Raw genomic sequence first — 20,185 nt, 5'->3', positions numbered from 1 at the left:
CAACGACGCTTGCGCCTATCGCTCCGCGGCCAGCACCTTCACCGCGACCCCGCGTCGGCCCACCCGCCCGCACGCTGCCGAACACAGTCCCCAACCTCGCGCGTGAGGAATTTCTTTACTGGTATTAAATGCCCAGGTCCATGTCAGCGGCACCGGCGGCGAGCAGATCCACGTTCGAGTCGAGGATGGAGCTGAGTCCGTTGCCGTTGAGCACGAAATCGATTTCGGTGGCCAGGAAGCCCAGGGAGTCGGTCGGAATCAGGTAGCCGCCGCCGGGTTGGAGGAAGGCTCCGTCGATGCCGTCGAACGTCGCGCTCGCAAACGCGTTGTGGTCGAACGAGTAGACCAAATCGGTGAGCGGGTGGTCGTTGCTTTCTTCGAAATACGTGACGGCGTTGTAGAAGTTTGCCGCGTCGACCGGGTCGGTCTGGAACAAAGCCGCGTCCAGGGCCGCGTTGTGCGCGCCGACGCCGCCCTCGGCCCCGAACAGCGCCGAGTAGCCCTGGTCATCGACCGGGGTGCCGTTTTCGGCGGCGGTGTCGGGGTTGCCGTCAGCGAAAGTGTAATCGGCGGGGATGTTGGTGGCGCCCGGCGGCGGGGTGGCCCCGTTGAGGTCAGCGGCGATGTCGGCCGCGTTGACATCCGAGGCACTGGCAAACTGGTAGCCGTCGATGCCCAGGGCGGCGGTGACTTGGCTTGCCGAGACCGAGCCCCCGAAGATATCGGTGCCGCGATCGGTGCCTGCGGTCAGGATGCCTTGGTAGGCGGCGAGTGCGTTGGCGACCTCGCCGACGGTGGTGTCGCCGCTGAAGTCCGAGCTGGTGACCCCGTCTGCGCTAAGTACTGATTGGATTTCGTCGCCCGAGGGGATGACGTGGTTGAGGTCGTAAGCGATCAAGGGCGAATCGTAGTAGAGCGCCTGTCTCGTGGGTTGGTTGACAATGCCGTCGCTGATGAAGACGTTGGTCACCTCGCTTGCGGTGACGTCGCCGCCGAACACATCGGTCTGTGCGTTGTCAGCCAGGGCGGTCGCCGCGTCGAGGAGGGTGGTGGACCCGGTGAAGTCACTGCTCACAAGCCCGTAGCCGGTCAACACGGCTGCAATGTCGTCGGCGGTCGGACCCGGGTCGGCCAGTGCCGCCGACGCGGCACCCAGGCCAACCAGCAAAGCCAACGCGCCACCAGCGCCGACACGGACAGCGATAATGTGACGGGCCATATCTGAGTCTCCCATCGAGAGGCACCTGGGTGCGCGATACCAGCGGGAGTCCGCCGGTGAGTGAGCAAAGACGAACGCGACCAGGAACTGCAACACAAAGTACACCGATATCGGCAGACATCAGGACTTCCCGAGCGGTCTCTCTTCAGGCCGGACCACGCCGGCGGGGTCGCCTTCGTACCGCCGCGCTGATTCCCGGACGGCGAAGCCATCGACACTTCCGAACGCGTTCTCTGGTGGCGCCGCCCGCCGATACGGCACAGCCGACCAATCTCAGATACCACCAACGACCACTGGGTGCCGCTGGGCGTTGTACCAGAACGCGTCCAGTGCCGTCATGGCGGTGTCGTGGGTGATCAGCCAGTGCCCGTCCTGGTCGACCAGCACAATCGGCCCCGGAGGAGTGTATTGGTTGTACCACCGTCCCGAGGCGGACACGGTGGCCCCGGCCAGATCGTTGGGTGCGGGTTGGATGTCGGCCGCCACGAAGTTCAGTGGCAGCAGCCCGACCGCGTTCATCCGGTTCAGGTGGTCGTCGATAGTCCTGGCTTCTTCGGAGGTGAACCCGGGAGTGACGATGTCAGTCTTGTTCGCGGCGGGAATGTTCGGGTCGGTCAGCTTATCCATGATGGCGACCACCTCGTCGACGGTGGGGACGGGACCGGTGCAGGCAGGCTCGCCGGGGTCTCCGCAGTCCGCATAGACCGGTGCGGCGGTCACAACCGTTGCGGGGACGGCGATCAGCGCTGCCGTCAGCGCCACCCGCGCAATCCCAGCGAATTTCGCTGGCGGCCCTGTCCGGCGCCCCGCGACACCCCAGCCACTGACCCGGTGACCCTCACCAACGACCTGCACTCGCCCCGACGGGAAGAACTTCTTTACCGATATCACGGACGGTCCTTTCCGCGACCAGCCTCAGCTCAGATACCACCAACGACCACTGGGTGTCGGCGGGCGTTGTACCAGAACGCGTCCAGTGCCGTCATGGCGGTGTCGTGGGTGATCAGCCAGTGCCCGCCCTGATCGACCAGCACGATCGGCTTCGCAGCGCTGATCTGATGAAACCCTCCCGTGGTAGCGAGCGTGGCCCCGGCAAAATTGTTGGGTGCGGGTTGGATGTCGGTGACGACGAAGGGCAGGGGCAGCAGCCCCTTGCCGTTCATCTGGTTCAGATGGTCGTCGATAGTCCCGGCTTCTTCGGGGCTGAATCCGGGAGTGACGATATCGCCCTTGTTCGCGGCGGGAATGTTCGGGTCGGTCAGCTCGGCCATGATGGCGACCACCTCGTCAACGGTGGGGACGGGTCCGGTGCAGGGAGCTTCGCCGGGGTCTCCGCAGTCCGCATACGCCGGTGTGGCGGTCACGACCGTTGCGGGTACGGCGATCAGCGCCGCCGCCAGCAGTGCCTTTGCGGCATCAGATAATTTGCTCCGAAACATCGGTGGTTCCTCCCCTTTCAGAATCAGCTGGGGGTGTTATTGAGGCGATGAAGCCACGCGGCGCAGGCTCCGCCTTGCGATGACATGTCCTGTGTTGACGGTCGGCGCCAACGCCGTTCGCGTCGCGGACACCGAACTCGCCGGCCCGACCCCTGGATTGTTTGCGGTGATGTACCCCGCTTTGGGCGGGGTACATCACCGAAGGGGTGGTCGGTACGGTCATCAGTTGTAGAAGTAGAAGAACGCGGCGCCGATGGCGCCGTTGCCGCCGAGTTCGGTGCTGCTTGAGGCGCCGCCGATACCGCCTTCGCCGATGGTGCCGGTGATCTCGGTCATGTCGGCGGTAACCGCGAGGGTTTGTTCGGCCCATTGGCCGGCAGCGCCGCCTTGTCCTCCAATGACCAGAGCCGAGGCGCCTCCGCCTCCGCCGCCGCCGGGCGCCGTACCATTGCCGCCGACACTGCTGTAGCCCAGCGCGCCGCCGGTGCCGCCGGTGTAGGTTCGGCCGTCGAAAAATTCGGTGCCGGCCGAGGCGCCGGCGCTAGCGATAGCGGTCTGGCTGCTGGCACCGCCGATACCGCCCGCTGCGGTCAGGGTGGAACCGCCCGTGGGTGTTGCCGTGGTGGCTCCTCCATCACCGCCGGTGCCGGAGCCAGCGACGTTGTAGCCGCCACCCCCACCGGCGCCGCCAATCAGGACGATGTCCATATATTTTGTGCCGGCCGGGATCGGTACCGAGTAGGCGCCAGCGGTGTTGACGGTGACGAGTTCGCCGGTGAACCCTTCCAGAGCCCACAACGCATAAGTGATGCTGGCAAGGCTGACATCAGTGAGAATCGCCGCATCGGTGAGCACCAGCGCAACATTAAGACCGGTCAGAGCAACCGGTTGCTCATAAATGTTGTTGGTGTCGATCTCGGAAAGAATCGTCACCACATTCTGTTCCATGAGGAGCAGATTTTGAAGCGTGGCGATCATACCGGCATTCGACTCATTCCCGCCCGATACCGATGCCGGAAGAGAATTCAAAAATGTATTGATGGCCTGCTGAAACAATATGTGACCGCCAAGGACCTGCAATTCGTTGCCGGACGGCAAATTATCCGTGAGCGGCTGTTCTTTCGCTGTCGAGAAGGAGCTCTGGGCCGCCGTCAACGCCGCCGTGGCTGCTTGCTGAGCCTGGGCCAAGACACTGCTGACGGTATCGCTGGTGGCGGCCGGTGTAGCGGCAGCTGCGACCGCCTTGGGCGCCGCAGCACCTATTGCAATCCCCGATTCGATATTGGTGACAATCGAAGATGCCAAAATGCCGGCGGTTAGCACTTCCATGATCACGGCTTCAAAATCTTGGGCGAACACCTGGCCGACATCGCCTCCTACCTGAAGGAAATACAGGTCGGCCGAGCCGAGCGCACCGAAGTCTATACCCGATTGCACGCCGCCAGTCGGAGCAGTATTTACGAGCGCTCTGGCGGTGTTCACGGCCGCGGTAATCGTATTGTCGAAAAGCGTGAAAGCATCGGAAACGATGGGGGAAGTCATGATTTAAGTTATCCTCCCATTTTGGGTGTCAGTCAAGGCTCCGCGTTGACTGACAGGGAACTACCGGGAAACATTCAGGGTTGCCCGCCGTCGGCTGTGAAGGACGCATCATGATGAGCGGTGAAGTAGGCATCTCGCAGGGTCGGCCGGCGCGTGCGGGGACCCGCTATGTGGGTCCGCACCACGGCGAGGAACCCATCGAAGTCACTGTGGTGTTGCGCCGCCGCGGCGGGGCGCCGGCCTCGGCGGGGTGGCCTCAGCCGCCTGCGGTCAGTCACCACGCTTTCCCCAACCTTTGCGGCGCGGACCCGGCCGACATCGCACGCCTGCGCGAATTCACGGCCGCACACGGCCTGCAGGAGACTGGCTGCCAGCCGCACCGCCGGGTCCTGCACGTGCGCGGGTCATCGACCGCCCTGCAGCGCGCGTTCGGTGTGCAGCTGGGCAGCTATCAGAGCGTCGAGGGCGGTCCGATGTTGTTGGGGTGCGCCGGCGCACCGACCTTGCCCGACGGTGTTATCGCGGTGCTCGGACTGGATCGCCGCCCCATCGCTGCCCCGCACGTCCGCCAGCCGCACGCGCAACCCAGCCACACCTACACGCCGATCCAACTTGGCCAGCTGTACGGCTTCCCCGCTGGCACGGACGGCAGCGGCCAAACCGTGGCCGTCATCGAACTCGGCGGCGGCTACCGCACCAACGACCTTGAGACCTACTTCACCTCACTAGGCCTGACCACAATGCCCTCGGTGACCGCCGTTTCGGTTGTCGGCGGCCTCAACCTGCCCGGCAGGCCCGCGGATACCGAAGTGATGCTCGACATCGAGGTGCTCGGCGCCCTGGCTCCCGCTGCTGCCATCGTGGTGTATTTCGCGCCGAACACCGACCAGGGTTTCTATGAAGCCATCTCCCAAGCAATTCATGACAGCGCGCATAAGCCGTCGGTGATCTCGATCAGCTGGGGTGCCCCGGAGCCTACTTGGAGCAACCAGGCGCTGGCCGCTATGCAGACCGCGCTGCAGGACGCCGCCCTGCTTGGTGTCACGGTGACCGCATCCGCCGGGGATAACGGTTCCTCCGACGGCGATAACGACGGTACGCCGCACGTGGACTTTCCGGCGTCGAGTCCCTACGCGCTGGCCTGTGGCGGCACTACCCTGATCGCCGGCGGCGACACGATCAGCAACGAAACAGTGTGGAACGACACAACTCTTGGCCAAGGCGCCACCGGCGGCGGGGTGAGTGTCGACTTCGCGATACCCGATTGGCAGCACGCCGTCACGGTGCCCACCACACCTGACGGCTCCGCGGGCCGTGGGGTACCCGATGTCGCCGGTAACGCCGACCCGCTCACCGGCTATCAGGTGTGTGTGGACGGCACTGATCAGGTGCTCGGCGGCACCAGCGCCGTGGCCCCGCTATGGGCGGCGCTGGTGGCGCGGCTCAACCAGCAGCTCGGCCGCCCACTGGGAGACCCCCACCGAGCCCTCTACCAGATCGGGAGCAGCGCCTTCCGCGACATCACCATCGGCACCAACGGCGTTTACACCGCCAGCCCGGGCTGGGACCCGTGCACCGGCCTGGGCAGCCCCAACGGCCAGGCCCTGCTGACCGCGCTGACGGCCTTGAGTGCGGACCCAGGCAACTCATCAGAGCAAAGCGAATAGCCAATGTGGCATGACCAACTGCGGCGATGAAAACCCGAACACCCCATGGTGCCGAGACAAACGACCTGCCCCTGATCGGCTATCACTACGTCACCACCGATGACCCAGCCACCCAAGCCCGCACCTGGACGGCCAACAACGGCGGGCCGGTGGCGATGCTGGACTGGGAAGCCAACGGCGGCAGCTTGGCCAACCTAATCGCCGCCGCCATGACCGTGGTATATTTCACGCCGAACGCCGATCATGGTGTCTACCAAGCCATCTCCCGCGCAGCTCATAACCGTGTTAGTAAGCGCTCGGCGCTCTCGATCAGGCCGGACAGTCTGGAGAACTCCTGGACCGCCAAGCACGCACCGCCATGCACACCGCGCTAGCGAACGCCACCATGTTTGGTGTGATGGTCATCGTGCCAGCCGGGGAGCCGGACCAATCTGACCATCGACGTTGACGTTTTCAGCGTTTTTGCCCTCGCCGTCGCCAGCTCTGTCCCCACCACCCTGACCAATGGTCATCCAACAAGTCGCGCCGCCCCGGCGCTACCCTCGGCACCGGCATAGACCCGCCACCGCCGCCGCCGGACAGCTTGATTTCGATACAGGTCGCGGTGGACGGGATGGTGACGGCGTAAGGGCCGGCTGACGTGGCACCGACCAGCTGAGGGCTACCGCCGGTACCTTTGCTTTGAAACTGCAGCGCCACGGATTCAGCCCTCACGGCGATCTGTTGGAAAGTCGCTGCAAGCTGCCGATAAATTGGGGCCATCATAGTTCATTGACGCTATCAGGCTGCACCTCGATACGATCGAGAATCGGCCCTCAGTCGACGATATGCAGTGTCACGGGGATACTCATCGAGCTGCCGCCGTCGATCGTTTGAACCAACATCATGCGGCCGTCCTTGTCCGCATTGATTCGCAGCTCCGACACCGAGAAACATTTCTCACCGGCGCCCGCGCCCGGAGCGCTGGTAACTGGGATGATCTCGCCATCGGCGACGACACGCTTGTTGCCCTCGGCGTCGACCAATTCGGTAGTCATCCGATACGGCCTCGTACCGTCGTCGGGTCCGAACTCCATCAACGTCACCAGGCTGTAGGACGCGGCCGCCATCTCGCCCTCGTCGTTGAGCTGCCCGGCGCGGGGTACTTGGATGGACTTCGGCACGCCACCAGTGGCGTAGAGCTTGTTATCGACGACCTGGGCGTCTTCAGCGAGAAAAAGACCTTCTATCTGCATCCGTCCAACGTAAGGCCACACTCGGACAGAAATCAACGACCACGCGCGTGGGTGCCGAGATAACTTCCGTCCCAAACGATTACACAATCATGATCCGATACAACGTGGAAGCGTTCACCACGTCAGCCAACAGTGTGGCCCGGCGCGGCAGCGCGGCGCGGACTGTCGACCAGGCTCGCGCCGTCGCTGAGCAACCGTGGCAACCGTGCGTCGACACGTCGATCCGTCACTCTGAAATTCCTAGAAAATCCCCAGACGCCGCGGCCTCTTGCCTGCTACCTTCAGGAGCTATGACCACGCCGAATTACCCTCAGCTCGCAACAACTTTCCAGCAACTTGCCAACAAAGCTCAATCTCTCAATCAAAACTTCCAGAACCAAGGCATGGGCGGCACCACCGTCCAACTGGTCACCCTCACCGTGCCCGGCGCCTACACCATCCCGATCCCGCCCACCGCGACCGCCGTCGACATGATCGTCTATGGCGGCGGAGGCGGAGGAGGCGGATACGACGACCAGACCGGCGCCACAGGCGGGACCACCGGCGGCACGTCAACCGCGGCGGTAAACGGTGGAGGTGTCTCCATCTATGCCACCGGAGGCGGAGGCGGAGGCGAAAGCGAAACAGGTACCGCCGGCTACGGCGGGTCATCGTCCAGCGTCAACTTCAATGGCCGAAATTACACGGGTGCCGCCGGCGGCGCAGCGGGCGTCAACAGTGCTGGAGGCAACGGCGCGGCACCCGGCGGGGGCGGCGGTGGAGGCGGCGGCGGAACAGGTGGCACCTTGGGTGGTGGCGGCGGCGGTGGCGGCGGGGTCGAGCCCTACACCCAGACGATCAGCTCCGGGATGACCGAGATCGCGGTGGTCGTCGGGGCCGGGGGCACCGGAGGCGCCACAAGCGCGAACTCGCCGGGCGGCAACGGCGGTGACGGCGCCGCATTCCTGTGCTTCTACACCTGACCGCCGCACGCTGGCGACGATTTCTCCGACATCGACAATCCTCCGAGTTGTATTCGGCAGCTGGGCGCCTTTTAGGGCGCGAATTGTGAGGCCGGGATATCGCTGGCGGATCGTCGTGTGCCTGCTGTTGCCTCTGCTGGCCGTGGCGCGTGCTCCGGTCGCCGCAGCCGCACTCCCGCTGGGCGGCGGGGCAGGCATCATCGTCAACGGCATCTACTGCACCCTGACCACCATTGGCCACGACAAGACCGGGGATCTGGTCGGTTTCACCGCCGCGAGCTGCGGCGGACCGGACTCCCCAGTCGTTGCTGAGGGCTCCGAGGACCTCGGGCCGGTGGGTACCGTGGTGGCCATCGGCAACAACCCTGGGCTGGATTACGCGGTGATTAAATTCGACCCCACCAAAATCACCCCCATCGCCAATTTCGCTGGCTTCGTCATCAACAGCATCGGCCCTGACCCGGAATGGCACCAGCCCGAATGCCGACTCGGCGCCGCCACCGGTGACTTCTGCAGCGACAACAGCACCATCCCTGGTCCCGGACCGCACATGTCCATGCCGCGGGGTGACTACCAACCCGGCGACAACGGCGGCCCGGTTACCTCCAATGACCAGCTGATCGGCATGATCACCGACGGCACGTTCATGCCTGGCTACGCCGGTCAGTTTCAAGTACATCCCCCGCATCAATTCACGCACATGACGAAGTTCAGCCGGATTCTCGACGACGTCAACGTCGGAGACGCGCCCGGCTCCGGGTTCATCCCGATCTCAGCATGAGGTGAGCTGGTTGGGGCTAGCTTCCTGTTTCCGGGCTGGGGTTTCTCCCACCATGGACCTACAGGGGACGCCTGCCGTTGGGCGCTGTAAAAGTCCGCCGATTCGGTGTTGCTGGCATTCTTACGTGATACATCGAGAATGTTTCGTGGGCACTCTGCGCTTCACTACTCGGTGGGTTGAAATTGTGCAAGTCGTAGTGGTATCGTTAACAAGGTGACCCTAGAAGAGTTTCAAATCGATATCTATGGAATAGTCACTGAGGTTGCTACCGCGGTGGCCAATTTTCTGGACAAAAATAATCTGTACATCCTTGACGGGCTCGATGCCCTCTTGGAGGCGATCTCGACTATCTTGTCGGTGACTGAGTACGTGCTTGGTGAAGTTCAGGATGCTGTTTGCGACTTGGCGGGCGGGTGACATCTAGCGTCAAAGCGTGTCATCCGAACGGTCACCGATGTTGACACCGTCCTTCCTGCACTTTCTTGCGCACAGGAAGTAGTCAATGCGTGGTGATATCTGGATAAGATATTATGCTATAGAATGAAAATTCTAAGCCCATGATATGGGCATGGCGAAGAGCAATTGTTGTCACCAATTTTGAAATAGTTTATTCGCATTTTTTGATTTTGTAGATCATACTCATCGAACCCTTGATATGTCGCGGAGAGACAGCAAAGGCATCCGGCGATCTATTATCGACTTTACTCCTCACACCATTCTAGTACCACGCCTGTGAATATTACACATCGTCCCCAACAAGGGCCGCGCCGCATGACGCAATACCGATGATATCCAAAATAATGTCGGGGACATCTTCGGCCAGCGACCGAATAAATTCTCCAGCCGAACCCATAAGAATAGGGTCGGTGAGAGCGTCCTCGGCCAACGTTTCGAATGCACCAACGAGATTATTTAGCGCTTCCACCATCTGACCATGGGCTTCAGCTGCCGTCGTGGGGGCTTGGGGATTGGTCATCTACTTAACCTCATAGCTCGTGGTTGTGCGGGGCTGTTGGACATCACTCGTGGCCGTTACGTCGTCTTGAGGATCAATCATCCGACGTGAAAGTAGAAGTAGGCGGCGCCGTTGCCGCCGTTGCCGCCCGCAACACCGCCACTGTTGGGGACGCCACCAAAACCCCCCGCACCCACGGTGCCGGTGATCTGAGTCAGGGCGCTCGTAATCGTTACCGAGTCGGAACCGATCCCACCAGCGCCGCCACCAGCGCCGCCCTCGGTGCCCGATGTTCCGCCGCCGCCACCGCCTCCGCCCCCACCGGGCGTCGCGCCGTTGCCCCCAGGACTGTCGACGCCTGCTGAGCCTCCAGCACCGCCCGGGTAATCCTGACCATTGACGTTGACGCCCTCCTGCATGAGACCGGCAGAGTTTTGCCCCTCGCCGCTGCCCCCGCCTCCGCCTCCGCCACCACCCGGGCCGCCGGCAATCGAACAAGTCGTCGCCCCGCCCGGACTACCAGCCGCACCGTCGTAAGCGCCACCGCCACCACCACCGCCGTATAGCACGACGTCGACAGACGTCGCCCCCGACGGGACGTTCACAGTGTAGGGGCCTGGAGTCGTGATGCTGACCAGTTGAGGGCTGCCACTGGTGCCCTGGTTTTGGAACTGCTCGACCAGAACTTGCGCTTTGTCCGAAAGCAGCTGCAAAGCCGCCGCTAAATTCGGGTAACTTGGGGTCGTCATAGTGCTTCGACGCTACCAGGCCGCACCTTGATATGGGGCCAGATTCCGCAGCGAGATGTGACCCAAGATTGCACAGAAATTTTGCAGGCGATCACCAGTTTCCTCCCATTGTGTGGATGGTGAGATGAGTTCCGCCCGAACCACTTTCACTCTGGCACAGCCCGGCGCGAAAGTGTTATCATCGGGCGCCAGTTCCTGATGAGAAGCAGTGTTTTGCATGGAGGTTTTTCAGATGTCCGCTCAGGGCGTGTGCCGGTTCGGCGCGGGTGCGATTGTTGTCGGCGGGGCCATTGCCACGGCCGTGATGCTTGGATCAGGTGCCGCTCACGCCGCCCCCGGTGCAGACATTGCCGATATCACCAGTGCCACAAGCGGTTCGGGTCTAGGTTGGTTGTGGGCCGACGTGGAGAACCTGCTTGGTGGCCCGGCCCTCAGCGGGGCGGCGGACGCCACTGGCACCACCAGCTCGACTGACCCGTTGGGCACCGCCGTAACGGATTTCACCGACGACAAGTCCGTGCTCGCCGGTATCGACATCTCCACCGCCCCGAGTGACCTTCAGGCGCAGCTGACTCAGAACATCAGCAGCTCAATGAACCTGGATGACACAGGTCTGCAGCTCATCAACGATGACTTGAAGCCGGTCGAGTCGCTCGTGCTCGCAGACACCGGTCCCCTGTCGACGGTGATCGATCAGTGGTTTTTCGAGCCGCTCAACCAGAGCTGGGCCACCGAGGCTCAAGACCTGCTCACCGCCGATCAAGGACTCGCCACCGCCATCGCCGGCGGCACGGAATCGGCCATCACAACCGCCCTGCAAGATCAGGTCGTAGCCGATGCCAACTTTGTGCCCACCGAGTTCGAGTCGATACCGTTCATGGTCATCGCCGACCTCATGGGCGACGGCGGGACTGGTGATGCCGCCGCCACCCCGGACTTCTTCGACATACCGTCCGGGCTGTAACCCAACGAGGACAAGCTCCGTAGTCGCGGCCCGCAGTTCTAGGATTCGTCGGTGAACAAACACGGTCGCCCGACCCGGGCCGGGGAGGTCCGCCGCCAAGCCGGAGCGGTCGCCACCGCGATCAAAACCGAGGACGGACTGTGCTGGCAGGTGCGCCGCGAGCATGACGGCCTGGTGCGGACCACCAAGCGCCTTGCCCACACCGACCATTGGCACCGGCCGTGACCCTGTTCTACCCCGATTGCAGCAACAACAACTGGGCATCGACCCAAGACGCCATCAACTTCCTGGAACAGCTTGTATCCGAAGGCTTTAGCGGTATCTGCCACAAAGTCTCCGAGGGCAGCTACTACGAAGACCCCTACTGGCCGACCGTGCAGCAATGGTCCCGAACCAACGACCTGCCCGTCATCGGCTATCACTACGTCACTACCGACGACGCAGCCGCCCAGACCCGGACCTGGTTGGCCAACAACGGCGGGCCGGTGGCGATGCTGGACTGGGAAGCCAACGGCGGTAATCTGGACAACCTGACCACCGTCGTCGATGCGTTCAACACCGCCGGCATCACCGTGCAACTGGGTTACTACCCACACTGGTACTGGCAGCAGGAAGGCGGCGGAACTCTAGCAGGGCTGACCAACTACCTGGTCTCATCCGGTTATCCCGACGGCGGAGGGTACGCCTCCACCATCTACGCCAACTCCGGCGCCAACACCGGCGCAGGCTGGGCACCCTACGGCGGCGCCACCCCAGCCGCCTGGCAGTTCACCAACCAAGCCCTCATCGCCGGGCACACCGTCGACTGCAACGCCTACCAAGGTGCGGACCTGCGAGTCCTGTTCGGCACCACCCCGACCACCCACACGCCCACACCCGACGCGGCTGTAGCGCTATAACCGCTGGTCACCACCTCATCCGGGTCTGGCTGATCTCGGACCGTAAGGGGGTAGGTTCCGGACTTGCCAGGAAGGTCAGCGTCGTGTGTCGTTTCGGTTGCGCCTGATCAGCAAAACCGCTGGTGGAAGCGTTGGCGAGGCTATGGGTGTTGTTAGCGACACGTGAGGTAGCCCGTGTCAGTGGGTCGGACAGTCGCATGGTCCAAGAGCTGCACGGGCGTTTCGCAACCGTATAACCTTAGGGGCATGGGATTCACCCGCGTCACCATCGACCCAGCCGTAATGGAGGGCATGCCGTGCATTCGCGGCTTGCGTATCCCGGTGGCGACTGTGGTCGCGATGATCGCCGACCAGATGACGCCGACCGAGATCCTCAGCGAGCTTCCCGATCTTGAAGCAGAAGATATTGTCGAGGCCCTGCGCTACGCGGCTGAAGCGGTGCGGGAGCGCGAGCTGCCGTTGCGCTCGACCGCATGAGGCTGTTGCTGGACGAGAATCTTTCGCCGGCAGTGTCCGGCTTTCTCCTCGAAGCTGGTCACGATGTCATCCATGTTCGTGACCGTGGATTGACAAGCGCCACCGATGAGGTGGTGCTCGCGCTGGCCTTTGTCGAGGAGCGCGTGCTGATCAGCGCCGATACGAGGGACTCAGCCGACGGTCGCGCGCACGCACACCGTGACGTACGGCAGCGCCACCCCACCCGCCCCGGCCAGCCCGGGATGCGTCGCCAACAACTGGCGCACCTGGTCGAGGGTCTTGGTGCGTACCGCGTCCGGTGAGGTGATGCAGTAGCTGCGCGAGGCCACCAGGTCGATCAGGGCCTGCGGCGTCAGGTAGTTGGTCCACTCCACCTCGTGATGCTCGATGCCGGTGAACGGCGCTGGCAGCGTCACCCCGGCATCCACCACGTCGCGGGCATCCTCGCGGCCGATGATGGCGCCCAGTTCCTTCACCCAGCCCAGCCGCTCGTCGCGGGTGTTGAAGACCAGCCCCAGTCGCCCGCCGGGCCGCAGCACCCGCACCAGCTCGGGAATCGCCCGCTCCGGGTCGAACCAGTGCCAGGCCTGCGCCACCAGCACGGCGTCGACGCTGTCGTCGGCCAGCGGGATCTGCTCGGCGGTCCCCAGCAGTGCGGGCGTCTCCGGCAGCGAGGCGCGCAGCACCTCCAGCATCTCGGCGATCGGGTCGACGGCCACCACCGAGAGGCCGCGCTCGACCAGCCGGGCGGTGAGTTTTCCGGTGCCGGCGCCCAGGTCCAGGACGTCGCGGGCGTGCGGTGGCAGCAGCCAGTCGATGGCCTCCGGCGGGTAGGACGGCCGGCCGCGCTCGTAGGCGGCGGCCTGGGAACCGAACGACAGGGAGCGATCGTGCCGGGCCTGGTTCACCGCCGGCGGGCCCTCTCGGCCAGCGCCAGGGTCTGCCGGATCAGCTCGCCGACCGGCTCGGTCTCCAGCAGGAAGCCGTCGTGGCCGGTGATCGAGTCGATCACCTCCAGCCCCGCGCAGCCGGGCAGCAGCTCGGCCAGCTCGGCCTGCAGCCGCAGCGGGTACAGCCGGTCGGAGGTGATGCCGGCGACGACCGCCGGCACCGGGCAACCGCCCAATGCTGCCTCGACTCCACCTCGTCCGCGGCCCACGTCGTACCCGGACAGCGACTCGGTCAGCGTGACGTAGCTGCCGGCGTCGAACCGGGAGACCAGCTTGCCGCCCTGATGCTGCAGGTAGCTCTCCACCGCGTAAAGGTCGCCGGCGGCCGGGTCCACTGGGCCGTCCCCGGACTGCGCGCTATTGGCGAACCGGCGGTCCAGTTCCTCCTCGCCCCGGTAGGTCAGGTGCGCGATCCGCCGGGCGATCGACAGGCCGTCGGCCGGGGTGCGGCCGGTGCCGTGGTAGTCGCCGCCGCACCAGTTCGGGTCGGCCTTGATCGCGGCGACCTGGGTGGACTGGGTGCCGATCTGGTCGGCGGTGGCGCGTGCCCCGACCGCCAGCAGCAGTCCGGCGCCGACCCGGTCGGGATGGCTGACCATCCACTCCAGCGCGCGGGCACCGCCCATCGACCCGCCCGCCACCGCGGCCACCTCGGTGATGCCCAGCGCGGCCAGCGCGGCTACGTCGGCGGCCACCTGGTCGCGGATCGAGATCGTCGGAAACCGTGAGCCCCAAGGCTTCCCGTCGCGGGCCAGTGAACTCGGGCCGGTCGAGCCTCGGCAGCCGCCGAGGGTGTTGGTGGCCACCGCGCACCACCGGTCGGTGTCGATCGGTGCACCCGGCCCGATGATCCCGTCCCACCAGCCGGCGGTCGGGTGACCCGGCCCGGCCGGCCCGGTGACGTGCGAGTCGCCGGTCAGCGCGTGCAGCACCATGACGATGTTGTCGCGGGCCGGTGACGGCTCACCCCAGCGCTGCACGGCGATGCTGACGTCCGGCAGCACCGTGCCGTTCTCCAGCTGCAGCGGGCCGACGTCGACCACGCCGATCTCACCCTCAGCGGGCAGCAGCTGCGTCGACACGTCGGAGATTGTCACCGGTGCCCCTGGGCTCCGGTCAACCCGGCCCGGTGTGGGCGTGCTGCGGCGAACCCGAGTTCCAGGTCGGCCAGGATGTCGTCGATGCCCTCGATGCCCACCGACAGTCGCACCAGGCCCGGCGTGACGCCGGTGGTCAGCAACTCCTCCTCGGCGAGCTGGCTGTGCGTCGTCGACGCCGGGTGGATCACCAGCGAGCGCACGTCGCCGATGTTGGCGACGTGGCTGTGCAGCTGCAGCGCGTTGACGAACGCCTTGCCGGCCTCGATCCCGCCGTCCAGCTCGAACGACAGCACCCCGCCGACGCCGCGCGGGGCGAGTTGCTTGGCCCGCTCATGCCACGGCGAACTGGGCAGCCCGGCGTAGTTGACGGCCAGCACCCCGTCGTGGCCCGCCAGGAACTCGGCGACCCGCTGGGCGTTGGCGACGTGGCGCTCCACCCGCAGGCTCAGCGTCTCCAGACCCTGCGCGATCAGGAACGCGTTGAACGGCGAGGCCACCGCACCGTAGTCGCGCATCAGCTGCGCGCGGATCTTCACCGCGTAGGCCGGCGGCCCCAGGTCGGCGTAGACCAGGCCGTTGTAGGACGGGTCGGGGGTGGTGAAGCCGGGGTGGCGGCCCTGCGTCCAGTCGAAGTTGCCGCTGTCGACGACGACGCCGGCGATCGCGGTGCCGTGCCCGCCCAGGTACTTGGTGGCCGAGTGCACGACGATGTCGGCGCCGTGGGCGATCGGCTGCAGCAGGTACGGGGTGGCGATGGTGTTGTCGACTATCAGCGGGATGCCGTCGGCGTGCGCCACCGCCGACACCCCGGGCACGTCGAGCACGTCGATCTTCGGGTTGGAGATGGTCTCGGCGAAGAACGCCTTGGTGTTCGGCTTGATCGCCGCGCGCCAGGAAGCGGGGTCGTCGGGGTCGTCGACGAAGCTGACCTCGATGCCGAGCTTGGGCAGCGAGTAGCGGAACAGGTTGTAGGTGCCGCCGTACAGTCGCGGGCTGGCCACGATGTGGTCCCCGGCGCCGGCCAGGTTGAAGATCGAGTAGGTGGCGGCGGCCTGCCCGGCGGCCAGGAACGTCGCCGCGACCCCGCCCTCCAGCGCCGCGACGCGCTCCTCGATGACCGCGCTGGTCGGGTTGGTCAGCCGGGTGTAGATGTTGCCGGGGGTGGTCAGCGCGAACCGGCCGGCGGCCTCGTCGGTGTCGCTGAACAGGTACGACGTGGTCTGGTAGATCGGCAGGGCGCGCGACCCGGTTTCCGGGTCACCGGCGTGGCCGACGTGGATCTGCTTGGTCTCGAACGACCAGTTGTTACCGGCGGTCATAGTCGGATGCTTTCTTGGGGTCGGGATGGTTGTGGGTCGCTGCAGAAGGAGAATTCAGCGACAACAACAGCCCGTGAGCCGGCGCAGAGAGGCACGCACCAGGAGTTCCCCTGTCTACTCGGGGGGTCCGTCACATCCGGACCCGCGCTTGCCGTGTAGCCGTGGTGGCTACTCAACCCGGTCAATCACCCGGGGCACCCCACCGCGGTTGGAGGGTTGCCGGCCAGCGAGCCGGGGCTTGACGCTGACACTCATGACCGTTTCGCAGCCTATCGCATGTCAGCGAGTCACCGCCACCTGCTCACCGCCGGTGTCGGGCGCCGGACGGGTGCGCGATACTGATGCCGCCGTGTACAACGCGGGACCTCACAACACACGACCCTGACAAAGGGAGAGCAGCCATGGGCGCCGACCAGCCGACCATCATCTACACGCTGACTGACGAGGCGCCGCTGCTGGCGACGTACTCGTTCCTGCCGATCGTGCAGGCCTTCACCGGGCCGGCGGGTATCGACGTCAAACCCAGCGATATCTCGGTGGCCGCACGCATTCTCGCCGCGTTCCCCGACTATCTGACCGAGCAGCAGCGGGTGCCGGACAACCTGACCGAGCTGGGCCGGCTCACCCACCTGCCGGACACCGCCATCATCAAGCTGCCCAACATCAGCGCGTCGGTACCGCAGCTGGTCGCGGCCATCAAGGAGTTGCAGGACAAGGGATTCCGGCTGCCGGACTACCCGGAGGACCCGAAGACCGACCAGGAGAAGGACATCCGCGACCGGTACGCCAAGTGCCTGGGTAGCGCGGTGAACCCGGTTCTGCGCGAAGGGAACTCGGACCGGCGCGCCCCCAAGGCGGTCAAGGAGTACGCCCGCAAGCACCCGCACAGCATGGGCAGGTGGTCGATGGCGTCGCGCACCCACGTCGCGACCATGCGCCACGGCGACTTCTACCACGGTGAGAAGTCGATGACGCTGGACAAAGCCCGCGACGTGAAGATGGAGCTGATCACCAAGTCGGGCAAGACGATCGTGCTCAAGGAGAAGGTGTCGCTGCTCGACGGCGACATCATCGACTCGATGTTCATGAGCGTCAAGGCACTCTGCGACTTCTACGAGGAGCAGATGGAGGACGCCCGCGTCACCGGCGTGATGTTCTCGCTGCACGTCAAGGCGACCATGATGAAGGTCAGCCACCCGATCGTGTTCGGCCACGCCATCAAGGTGTTCTACAAGGACGCATTCGCCAAGCACCAGAAGCTCTTCGACGAGCTCGGCGTCAACGTCAACAACGGCATGGTGGACCTCTACAACAAGATCGACACGCTGCCCGCCTCGCAGCGTGACGAGATCGTCGAGGACCTGCACGCCTGCCACGAGCACCGCCCCGAGTTGGCGATGGTCGACTCGGCGCACGGCATCACCAACTTCCACTCGCCCTCGGACGTGATCGTGGACGCCTCCATGCCGGCGATGATCCGGGCCGGCGGCAAGATGTACGGCGCCGACGGCCGGCAGAAGGACACCAAGGCGGTCAACCCGGAGTCGACGTTCGCCCGGATGTACCAGGAGATCATCAACTTCTGCAAGACCAACGGCGCGTTCGACCCCACCACGATGGGCACCGTGCCCAACGTCGGGCTGATGGCACAGAAGGCCGAGGAGTACGGCAGCCACGACAAGACCTTTGAGATCCCCGAGGACGGCACCGCCAACATCGTCGACCTGGCCACCGGTGAGGTGCTGCTCACCCAGGAGGTGGAGACCGGCGACATCTGGCGGATGCCGATCGTGCGCGACGCCCCGATCCGGGACTGGGTGAAGCTGGCCGTCAACCGGGCGCGCGCCTCCGGCATGCCGGTGGTGTTCTGGCTGGACGACGAGCGGCCGCACGAGAACGAGCTGCGCAAGAAGGTGCACACCTACCTCGGCGAGCACGACACCGAGGGGCTGGACATCCGCGTCATGCCGCAGGTGTGGGCGATGCGCTACACGCTGGAGCGGCTGATCCGCGGCCGGGACACCATCGCCGCCACCGGCAACATCCTGCGGGACTACCTCACCGACCTGTTCCCGATCCTGGAGTTGGGCACCAGCGCCAAGATGCTGTCGATCGTGCCGCTGATGGCCGGCGGCGGTATGTACGAGACCGGTGCCGGCGGTTCGGCGCCCAAGCACGTCAAGCAGCTGGTGGAGGAGAACCACCTGCGCTGGGACTCGCTCGGTGAGTTCCTGGCGCTGGCGGCCTGCTTCGACGACATCGGCGTCAAGGCCGGCAACGCCCACGCCAAGATCCTCGGCGAGACCCTGGACGCGGCGATCGGGGAACTGCTCGACGAGAACAAGAGCCCGTCGCGCAAGACCGGCGAACTCGACAACCGGGGTAGTCAGTTCTACCTGGCCCTGTACTGGGCGCAGAAGCTGGCCGCACAGACCGAGGACGCCGAACTGGCCAAGCACTTCGCCGCGCTGGCCGACAAGCTCGCCGCCGACGAGACGACGATCGTGGCCGAACTCAACGCGGTGCAGGGCAAGCCGGTGGACATCGGCGGCTACTACGAGCCGGACCCGGCGCTGACGGCGGCGGTGATGCGCCCGAGTAAGACGCTGAACTCGGTGATCGACGCCAAGGACTGAGCGCGGGCAGCGAAGTCTTCGCCGCCGCCCCTCGCCGAGCGTGAACGCAGGTTCACGCTCGCGCATCGAGAGTGAACGTAACTTCACGCTCGGCGAGGCTCGGCATGGGACAATGCGCAGGTCATGACCGCGCCGATCTGGATCGCATCCCCACCCGAAGTCCACGCCACCCTGCTGTCGGCCGGTCCCGGGGCGGGTCCGCTGCTGGCTTCGGCCGCGGCGTGGGGCCGGCTGGGCGCCGAATACGCCGAGATCGCCGATGAGCTGACACAGCTGCTGGGTGCGGTGCAGGCCGGATCGTGGCAGGGCCCGAGCGCCGAGACGTTCGTGGCGGCCAACCTGCCGTACCTGGCCTGGCTGGCACAGGCGGCCTTCGACAGTGTGGTGACGGCGGCGCAACAGGAGGTCGCGGGCAGCGCCTACACCGGTGCGCTCGCGGCGATGCCGACGCTGGCCGAACTGGCCGCCAACCACGCCGTGCACGGGGTGCTGCTGGCCACCAATTTCTTCGGTGTCAACACGATCCCGATCGCGCTCAACGAGGCCGACTACGGCCGGATGTGGGTGCAGGCCGCCACCGTGATGAGCGGATATCAGGCGGTGGCCACCGCGACGGTGACATCGTCGCCGCACACCGAGAACGCGCCGCAGATCGTGAAATCAGGTTCCGCAGCGGACAATTCGACAGGCAACTGGCCGCCGCTGCCGCCGGACACCGAGCAGGACATCATGAACTGGATGGCCAGTCACGGCTACCTGGACTTCTACAACAACGTCATCCAGCCGATGGTCAACGCACTGGCCAACAACCCCTACCTGCAGTCGATCTTCAACGGCTTCGACCCCTATCTGACGTTCACCGGCAACCCGCTGTCCTTCCTCAGTCCGTTCAATGTGGCGTTCGCACTGGGCTATCCGATGACGTTCAGCCAGTACGCCGCGTTCCTGTCCGAGACGTTCGGGTTCATCGGCGCAGACCTCACCGCGGCCTTCGCTTCGGGCAACCCCGCCACCATCGGGCTCACCCTGCTGTTCACCGCGGGGGAGGCCATCTTCACGATCATCACCGACACCATCGCGCTGCTGAAGACCCTGCTGGAGCAGGCGCTGGTGCTGATCCCGGTGATGCTGCCACTGATGACGGCCGCCCTGGCGCCGCTGGCCGCACCGCTGCCCGGCCTGGCCGGCCTGGCGGGATTGGCCGGCCTGCACGCGATCCCGGCGGTGCCCACGCCGCCGGTGCTACCGCCGCCGCTCGCCCCGGCGATGAGTCCGCCGCCGGCGCCCGCCC

Annotated in this window: 21 protein-coding genes, 2 pseudogenes and 1 riboswitch; of the genes and pseudogenes, 12 read left to right on the top strand and 11 right to left on the bottom strand. The window is 65.2% G+C overall.

Going from position 1 to position 20,185, the window contains the following annotated elements; genetic code table 11:
* Positions 1–124: 124 nt before the first annotated feature.
* The 4 genes from KIH27_RS10775 to KIH27_RS10760 all read right to left on the bottom strand — a co-directional run bounded on the left by KIH27_RS10775 (position 125) and on the right by KIH27_RS10760 (position 4,200).
* Positions 125–1,219, bottom strand: a complete 1,095-nt coding sequence (locus KIH27_RS10775; RefSeq protein ID WP_214092947.1) for a hypothetical protein — start codon at positions 1,217–1,219, stop codon at positions 125–127.
* Between the two features lie 273 nt (positions 1,220–1,492).
* Positions 1,493–1,981 (bottom strand): MTB12 C-terminal domain-containing protein, encoded by a 489-nt coding sequence (locus tag KIH27_RS10770; RefSeq protein WP_214092946.1) that lies wholly within the window; start codon positions 1,979–1,981, stop codon positions 1,493–1,495.
* Positions 1,982–2,139: 158 nt separating this feature from the next.
* Positions 2,140–2,658 carry an MTB12 C-terminal domain-containing protein gene (locus KIH27_RS10765; RefSeq protein WP_214092945.1) on the bottom strand — a complete coding sequence of 173 codons (519 nt, stop codon included), beginning with the start codon at positions 2,656–2,658 and terminating at the stop codon, positions 2,140–2,142.
* Between the two features lie 222 nt (positions 2,659–2,880).
* On the bottom strand, positions 2,881–4,200 hold the full coding sequence (locus KIH27_RS10760; protein ID WP_214092944.1) for a glycine-rich domain-containing protein: 1,320 nt from the start codon (positions 4,198–4,200) through the stop codon (positions 2,881–2,883).
* A 110-nt stretch (positions 4,201–4,310) separates the two neighbouring features.
* On the opposite strand from KIH27_RS10760, the gene KIH27_RS10755 reads away from it, so the two are divergent.
* Together KIH27_RS10755 and KIH27_RS10750 are read left to right on the top strand one after the other, a co-directional pair.
* Entirely contained in the window at positions 4,311–5,867 is a 1,557-nt protein-coding gene (locus tag KIH27_RS10755) for a S53 family peptidase (RefSeq protein WP_214092943.1), read from the top strand.
* Between the two features lie 26 nt (positions 5,868–5,893).
* Entirely contained in the window at positions 5,894–6,241 is a 348-nt protein-coding gene (locus tag KIH27_RS10750) for a hypothetical protein (protein ID WP_214092942.1), read from the top strand.
* A 441-nt stretch (positions 6,242–6,682) separates the two neighbouring features.
* Here KIH27_RS10750 and KIH27_RS10745 read toward each other — a convergent pair whose 3' ends face one another.
* The gene (locus tag KIH27_RS10745; RefSeq protein ID WP_214092941.1) at positions 6,683–7,102 is read right to left on the bottom strand and encodes a hypothetical protein; all 420 of its coding nucleotides are present in this window, start codon (positions 7,100–7,102) and stop codon (positions 6,683–6,685) included.
* A gap of 383 nt (positions 7,103–7,485) precedes the next feature.
* Here KIH27_RS10745 and KIH27_RS22985 point away from each other — a divergent pair, with 383 nt between their 5' ends.
* From KIH27_RS22985 to KIH27_RS10730, 3 genes are all read left to right on the top strand, one after another.
* Complete coding sequence (locus tag KIH27_RS22985; RefSeq protein ID WP_214092940.1) at positions 7,486–8,064, top strand: hypothetical protein; 579 nt, start codon at positions 7,486–7,488, stop codon at positions 8,062–8,064.
* The gene (locus KIH27_RS10735; RefSeq protein WP_214092939.1) at positions 8,030–8,845 is read left to right on the top strand and encodes a chymotrypsin family serine protease; all 816 of its coding nucleotides are present in this window, start codon (positions 8,030–8,032) and stop codon (positions 8,843–8,845) included. The genes KIH27_RS22985 and KIH27_RS10735 overlap by 35 nt, the downstream gene beginning before the upstream one ends.
* A gap of 213 nt (positions 8,846–9,058) precedes the next feature.
* A complete protein-coding gene (locus KIH27_RS10730; protein ID WP_214092938.1) occupies positions 9,059–9,262 on the top strand; it encodes a hypothetical protein in 204 nt (67 codons plus the stop codon).
* A 322-nt stretch (positions 9,263–9,584) separates the two neighbouring features.
* Here the strand turns inward: KIH27_RS10730 and KIH27_RS10725 are convergent, their stop codons facing one another.
* Together KIH27_RS10725 and KIH27_RS23380 are read right to left on the bottom strand one after the other, a co-directional pair.
* A complete protein-coding gene (locus KIH27_RS10725; protein WP_214092937.1) occupies positions 9,585–9,821 on the bottom strand; it encodes a hypothetical protein in 237 nt (78 codons plus the stop codon).
* 77 nt (positions 9,822–9,898) lie between these two features.
* Positions 9,899–10,549: a glycine-rich domain-containing protein gene (locus tag KIH27_RS23380; protein ID WP_504739468.1), complete on the bottom strand. Its 651-nt coding sequence runs from the start codon at positions 10,547–10,549 to the stop codon at positions 9,899–9,901.
* A gap of 217 nt (positions 10,550–10,766) precedes the next feature.
* Between KIH27_RS23380 and KIH27_RS10715 the strand changes: the two genes are divergently transcribed.
* From KIH27_RS10715 to KIH27_RS10710, 3 genes are read left to right on the top strand one after another with little or no spacing between them, the layout of a single operon-like run.
* Positions 10,767–11,513, top strand: coding sequence for a hypothetical protein (locus tag KIH27_RS10715; RefSeq protein ID WP_214092935.1), 747 nt, complete (start codon positions 10,767–10,769; stop codon positions 11,511–11,513).
* A gap of 51 nt (positions 11,514–11,564) precedes the next feature.
* Entirely contained in the window at positions 11,565–11,738 is a 174-nt protein-coding gene (locus KIH27_RS22535; protein ID WP_250149927.1) for a hypothetical protein, read from the top strand.
* Positions 11,735–12,412 carry a GH25 family lysozyme gene (locus KIH27_RS10710; RefSeq protein ID WP_307856842.1) on the top strand — a complete coding sequence of 226 codons (678 nt, stop codon included), beginning with the start codon at positions 11,735–11,737 and terminating at the stop codon, positions 12,410–12,412. Before KIH27_RS22535 ends, KIH27_RS10710 begins: the two co-directional genes overlap by 4 nt.
* 218 nt (positions 12,413–12,630) lie before the next feature.
* Here the strand turns inward: KIH27_RS10710 and KIH27_RS22530 are convergent.
* A pseudogene (locus tag KIH27_RS22530) lies at positions 12,631–12,783 on the bottom strand (hypothetical protein); the annotation flags it as partial.
* Between KIH27_RS22530 and KIH27_RS10705 the strand changes: the two are divergent.
* Positions 12,713–12,889: a DUF433 domain-containing protein gene (locus KIH27_RS10705; RefSeq protein WP_307856843.1), complete on the top strand. Its 177-nt coding sequence runs from the start codon at positions 12,713–12,715 to the stop codon at positions 12,887–12,889. The pseudogene KIH27_RS22530 and the gene KIH27_RS10705 sit on opposite strands and share 71 nt — an antisense overlap.
* Positions 12,886–12,999: pseudogene (locus KIH27_RS23285) on the top strand (DUF5615 family PIN-like protein); the annotation flags it as partial. The gene KIH27_RS10705 and the pseudogene KIH27_RS23285, both read left to right, overlap by 4 nt.
* 60 nt (positions 13,000–13,059) lie before the next feature.
* On the opposite strand, the gene KIH27_RS10700 reads toward KIH27_RS23285, so the two are convergent.
* From KIH27_RS10700 to KIH27_RS10690, 3 genes are read right to left on the bottom strand one after another with little or no spacing between them, the layout of a single operon-like run.
* A complete protein-coding gene (locus tag KIH27_RS10700; RefSeq protein ID WP_214092933.1) occupies positions 13,060–13,797 on the bottom strand; it encodes a class I SAM-dependent methyltransferase in 738 nt (245 codons plus the stop codon).
* Positions 13,794–14,936 carry a homoserine O-acetyltransferase MetX gene (gene metX, locus KIH27_RS10695; RefSeq protein ID WP_214092932.1) on the bottom strand — a complete coding sequence of 381 codons (1,143 nt, stop codon included), beginning with the start codon at positions 14,934–14,936 and terminating at the stop codon, positions 13,794–13,796. Before metX ends, KIH27_RS10700 begins: the two co-directional genes overlap by 4 nt.
* A complete protein-coding gene (locus tag KIH27_RS10690; RefSeq protein WP_214092931.1) occupies positions 14,933–16,258 on the bottom strand; it encodes a bifunctional o-acetylhomoserine/o-acetylserine sulfhydrylase in 1,326 nt (441 codons plus the stop codon). The genes metX and KIH27_RS10690 overlap by 4 nt, the downstream gene beginning before the upstream one ends.
* A 139-nt stretch (positions 16,259–16,397) precedes the next feature.
* Positions 16,398–16,517: riboswitch (SAM riboswitch) on the bottom strand.
* A gap of 142 nt (positions 16,518–16,659) precedes the next feature.
* On the opposite strand from KIH27_RS10690, the gene KIH27_RS10685 reads away from it, so the two are divergent.
* Together KIH27_RS10685 and KIH27_RS10680 are read left to right on the top strand one after the other, a co-directional pair.
* Positions 16,660–18,894 carry an NADP-dependent isocitrate dehydrogenase gene (locus tag KIH27_RS10685; protein WP_214092930.1) on the top strand — a complete coding sequence of 745 codons (2,235 nt, stop codon included), beginning with the start codon at positions 16,660–16,662 and terminating at the stop codon, positions 18,892–18,894.
* A gap of 123 nt (positions 18,895–19,017) precedes the next feature.
* Positions 19,018–20,185, top strand: a 1,168-nt coding sequence (locus KIH27_RS10680) for a PPE family protein (RefSeq protein WP_214092929.1), incomplete at its 3' end; no start/stop codon positions are given.

The organism is Mycolicibacter acidiphilus, from assembly GCF_018455725.1.
GTDB classification, from domain to species: domain Bacteria; phylum Actinomycetota; class Actinomycetes; order Mycobacteriales; family Mycobacteriaceae; genus Mycobacterium; species Mycobacterium acidiphilum.
The sequence above is the reverse complement of the archived record's forward strand: the minus strand, read 5'-3'. Positions and strand labels throughout refer to the sequence as shown.

Bases quoted from the DNA above. Each gene is read 5' to 3' on its own strand.
- KIH27_RS10750 (WP_214092942.1), top strand. From the start codon at position 5,894: ATGAAAACCCGAACACCCCATGGTGCCGAGACAAACGACCTGCCCCTG.
- KIH27_RS10765 (WP_214092945.1), bottom strand. From the start codon at position 2,658: ATGTTTCGGAGCAAATTATCTGATGCCGCAAAGGCACTGCTGGCGGCG.
- KIH27_RS10715 (WP_214092935.1), top strand. From the start codon at position 10,767: ATGGAGGTTTTTCAGATGTCCGCTCAGGGCGTGTGCCGGTTCGGCGCG.
- KIH27_RS10690 (WP_214092931.1), bottom strand. From the start codon at position 16,258: ATGACCGCCGGTAACAACTGGTCGTTCGAGACCAAGCAGATCCACGTC.
- KIH27_RS10745 (WP_214092941.1), bottom strand. From the start codon at position 7,102: ATGCAGATAGAAGGTCTTTTTCTCGCTGAAGACGCCCAGGTCGTCGAT.
- KIH27_RS10725 (WP_214092937.1), bottom strand. From the start codon at position 9,821: ATGACCAATCCCCAAGCCCCCACGACGGCAGCTGAAGCCCATGGTCAG.
- KIH27_RS10685 (WP_214092930.1), top strand. From the start codon at position 16,660: ATGGGCGCCGACCAGCCGACCATCATCTACACGCTGACTGACGAGGCG.
- KIH27_RS10760 (WP_214092944.1), bottom strand. From the start codon at position 4,200: ATGACTTCCCCCATCGTTTCCGATGCTTTCACGCTTTTCGACAATACG.
- KIH27_RS10755 (WP_214092943.1), top strand. From the start codon at position 4,311: ATGATGAGCGGTGAAGTAGGCATCTCGCAGGGTCGGCCGGCGCGTGCG.
- KIH27_RS22985 (WP_214092940.1), top strand. From the start codon at position 7,486: ATGGGCGGCACCACCGTCCAACTGGTCACCCTCACCGTGCCCGGCGCC.
- KIH27_RS10775 (WP_214092947.1), bottom strand. From the start codon at position 1,219: ATGGCCCGTCACATTATCGCTGTCCGTGTCGGCGCTGGTGGCGCGTTG.
- KIH27_RS23380 (WP_504739468.1), bottom strand. From the start codon at position 10,549: ATGACGACCCCAAGTTACCCGAATTTAGCGGCGGCTTTGCAGCTGCTT.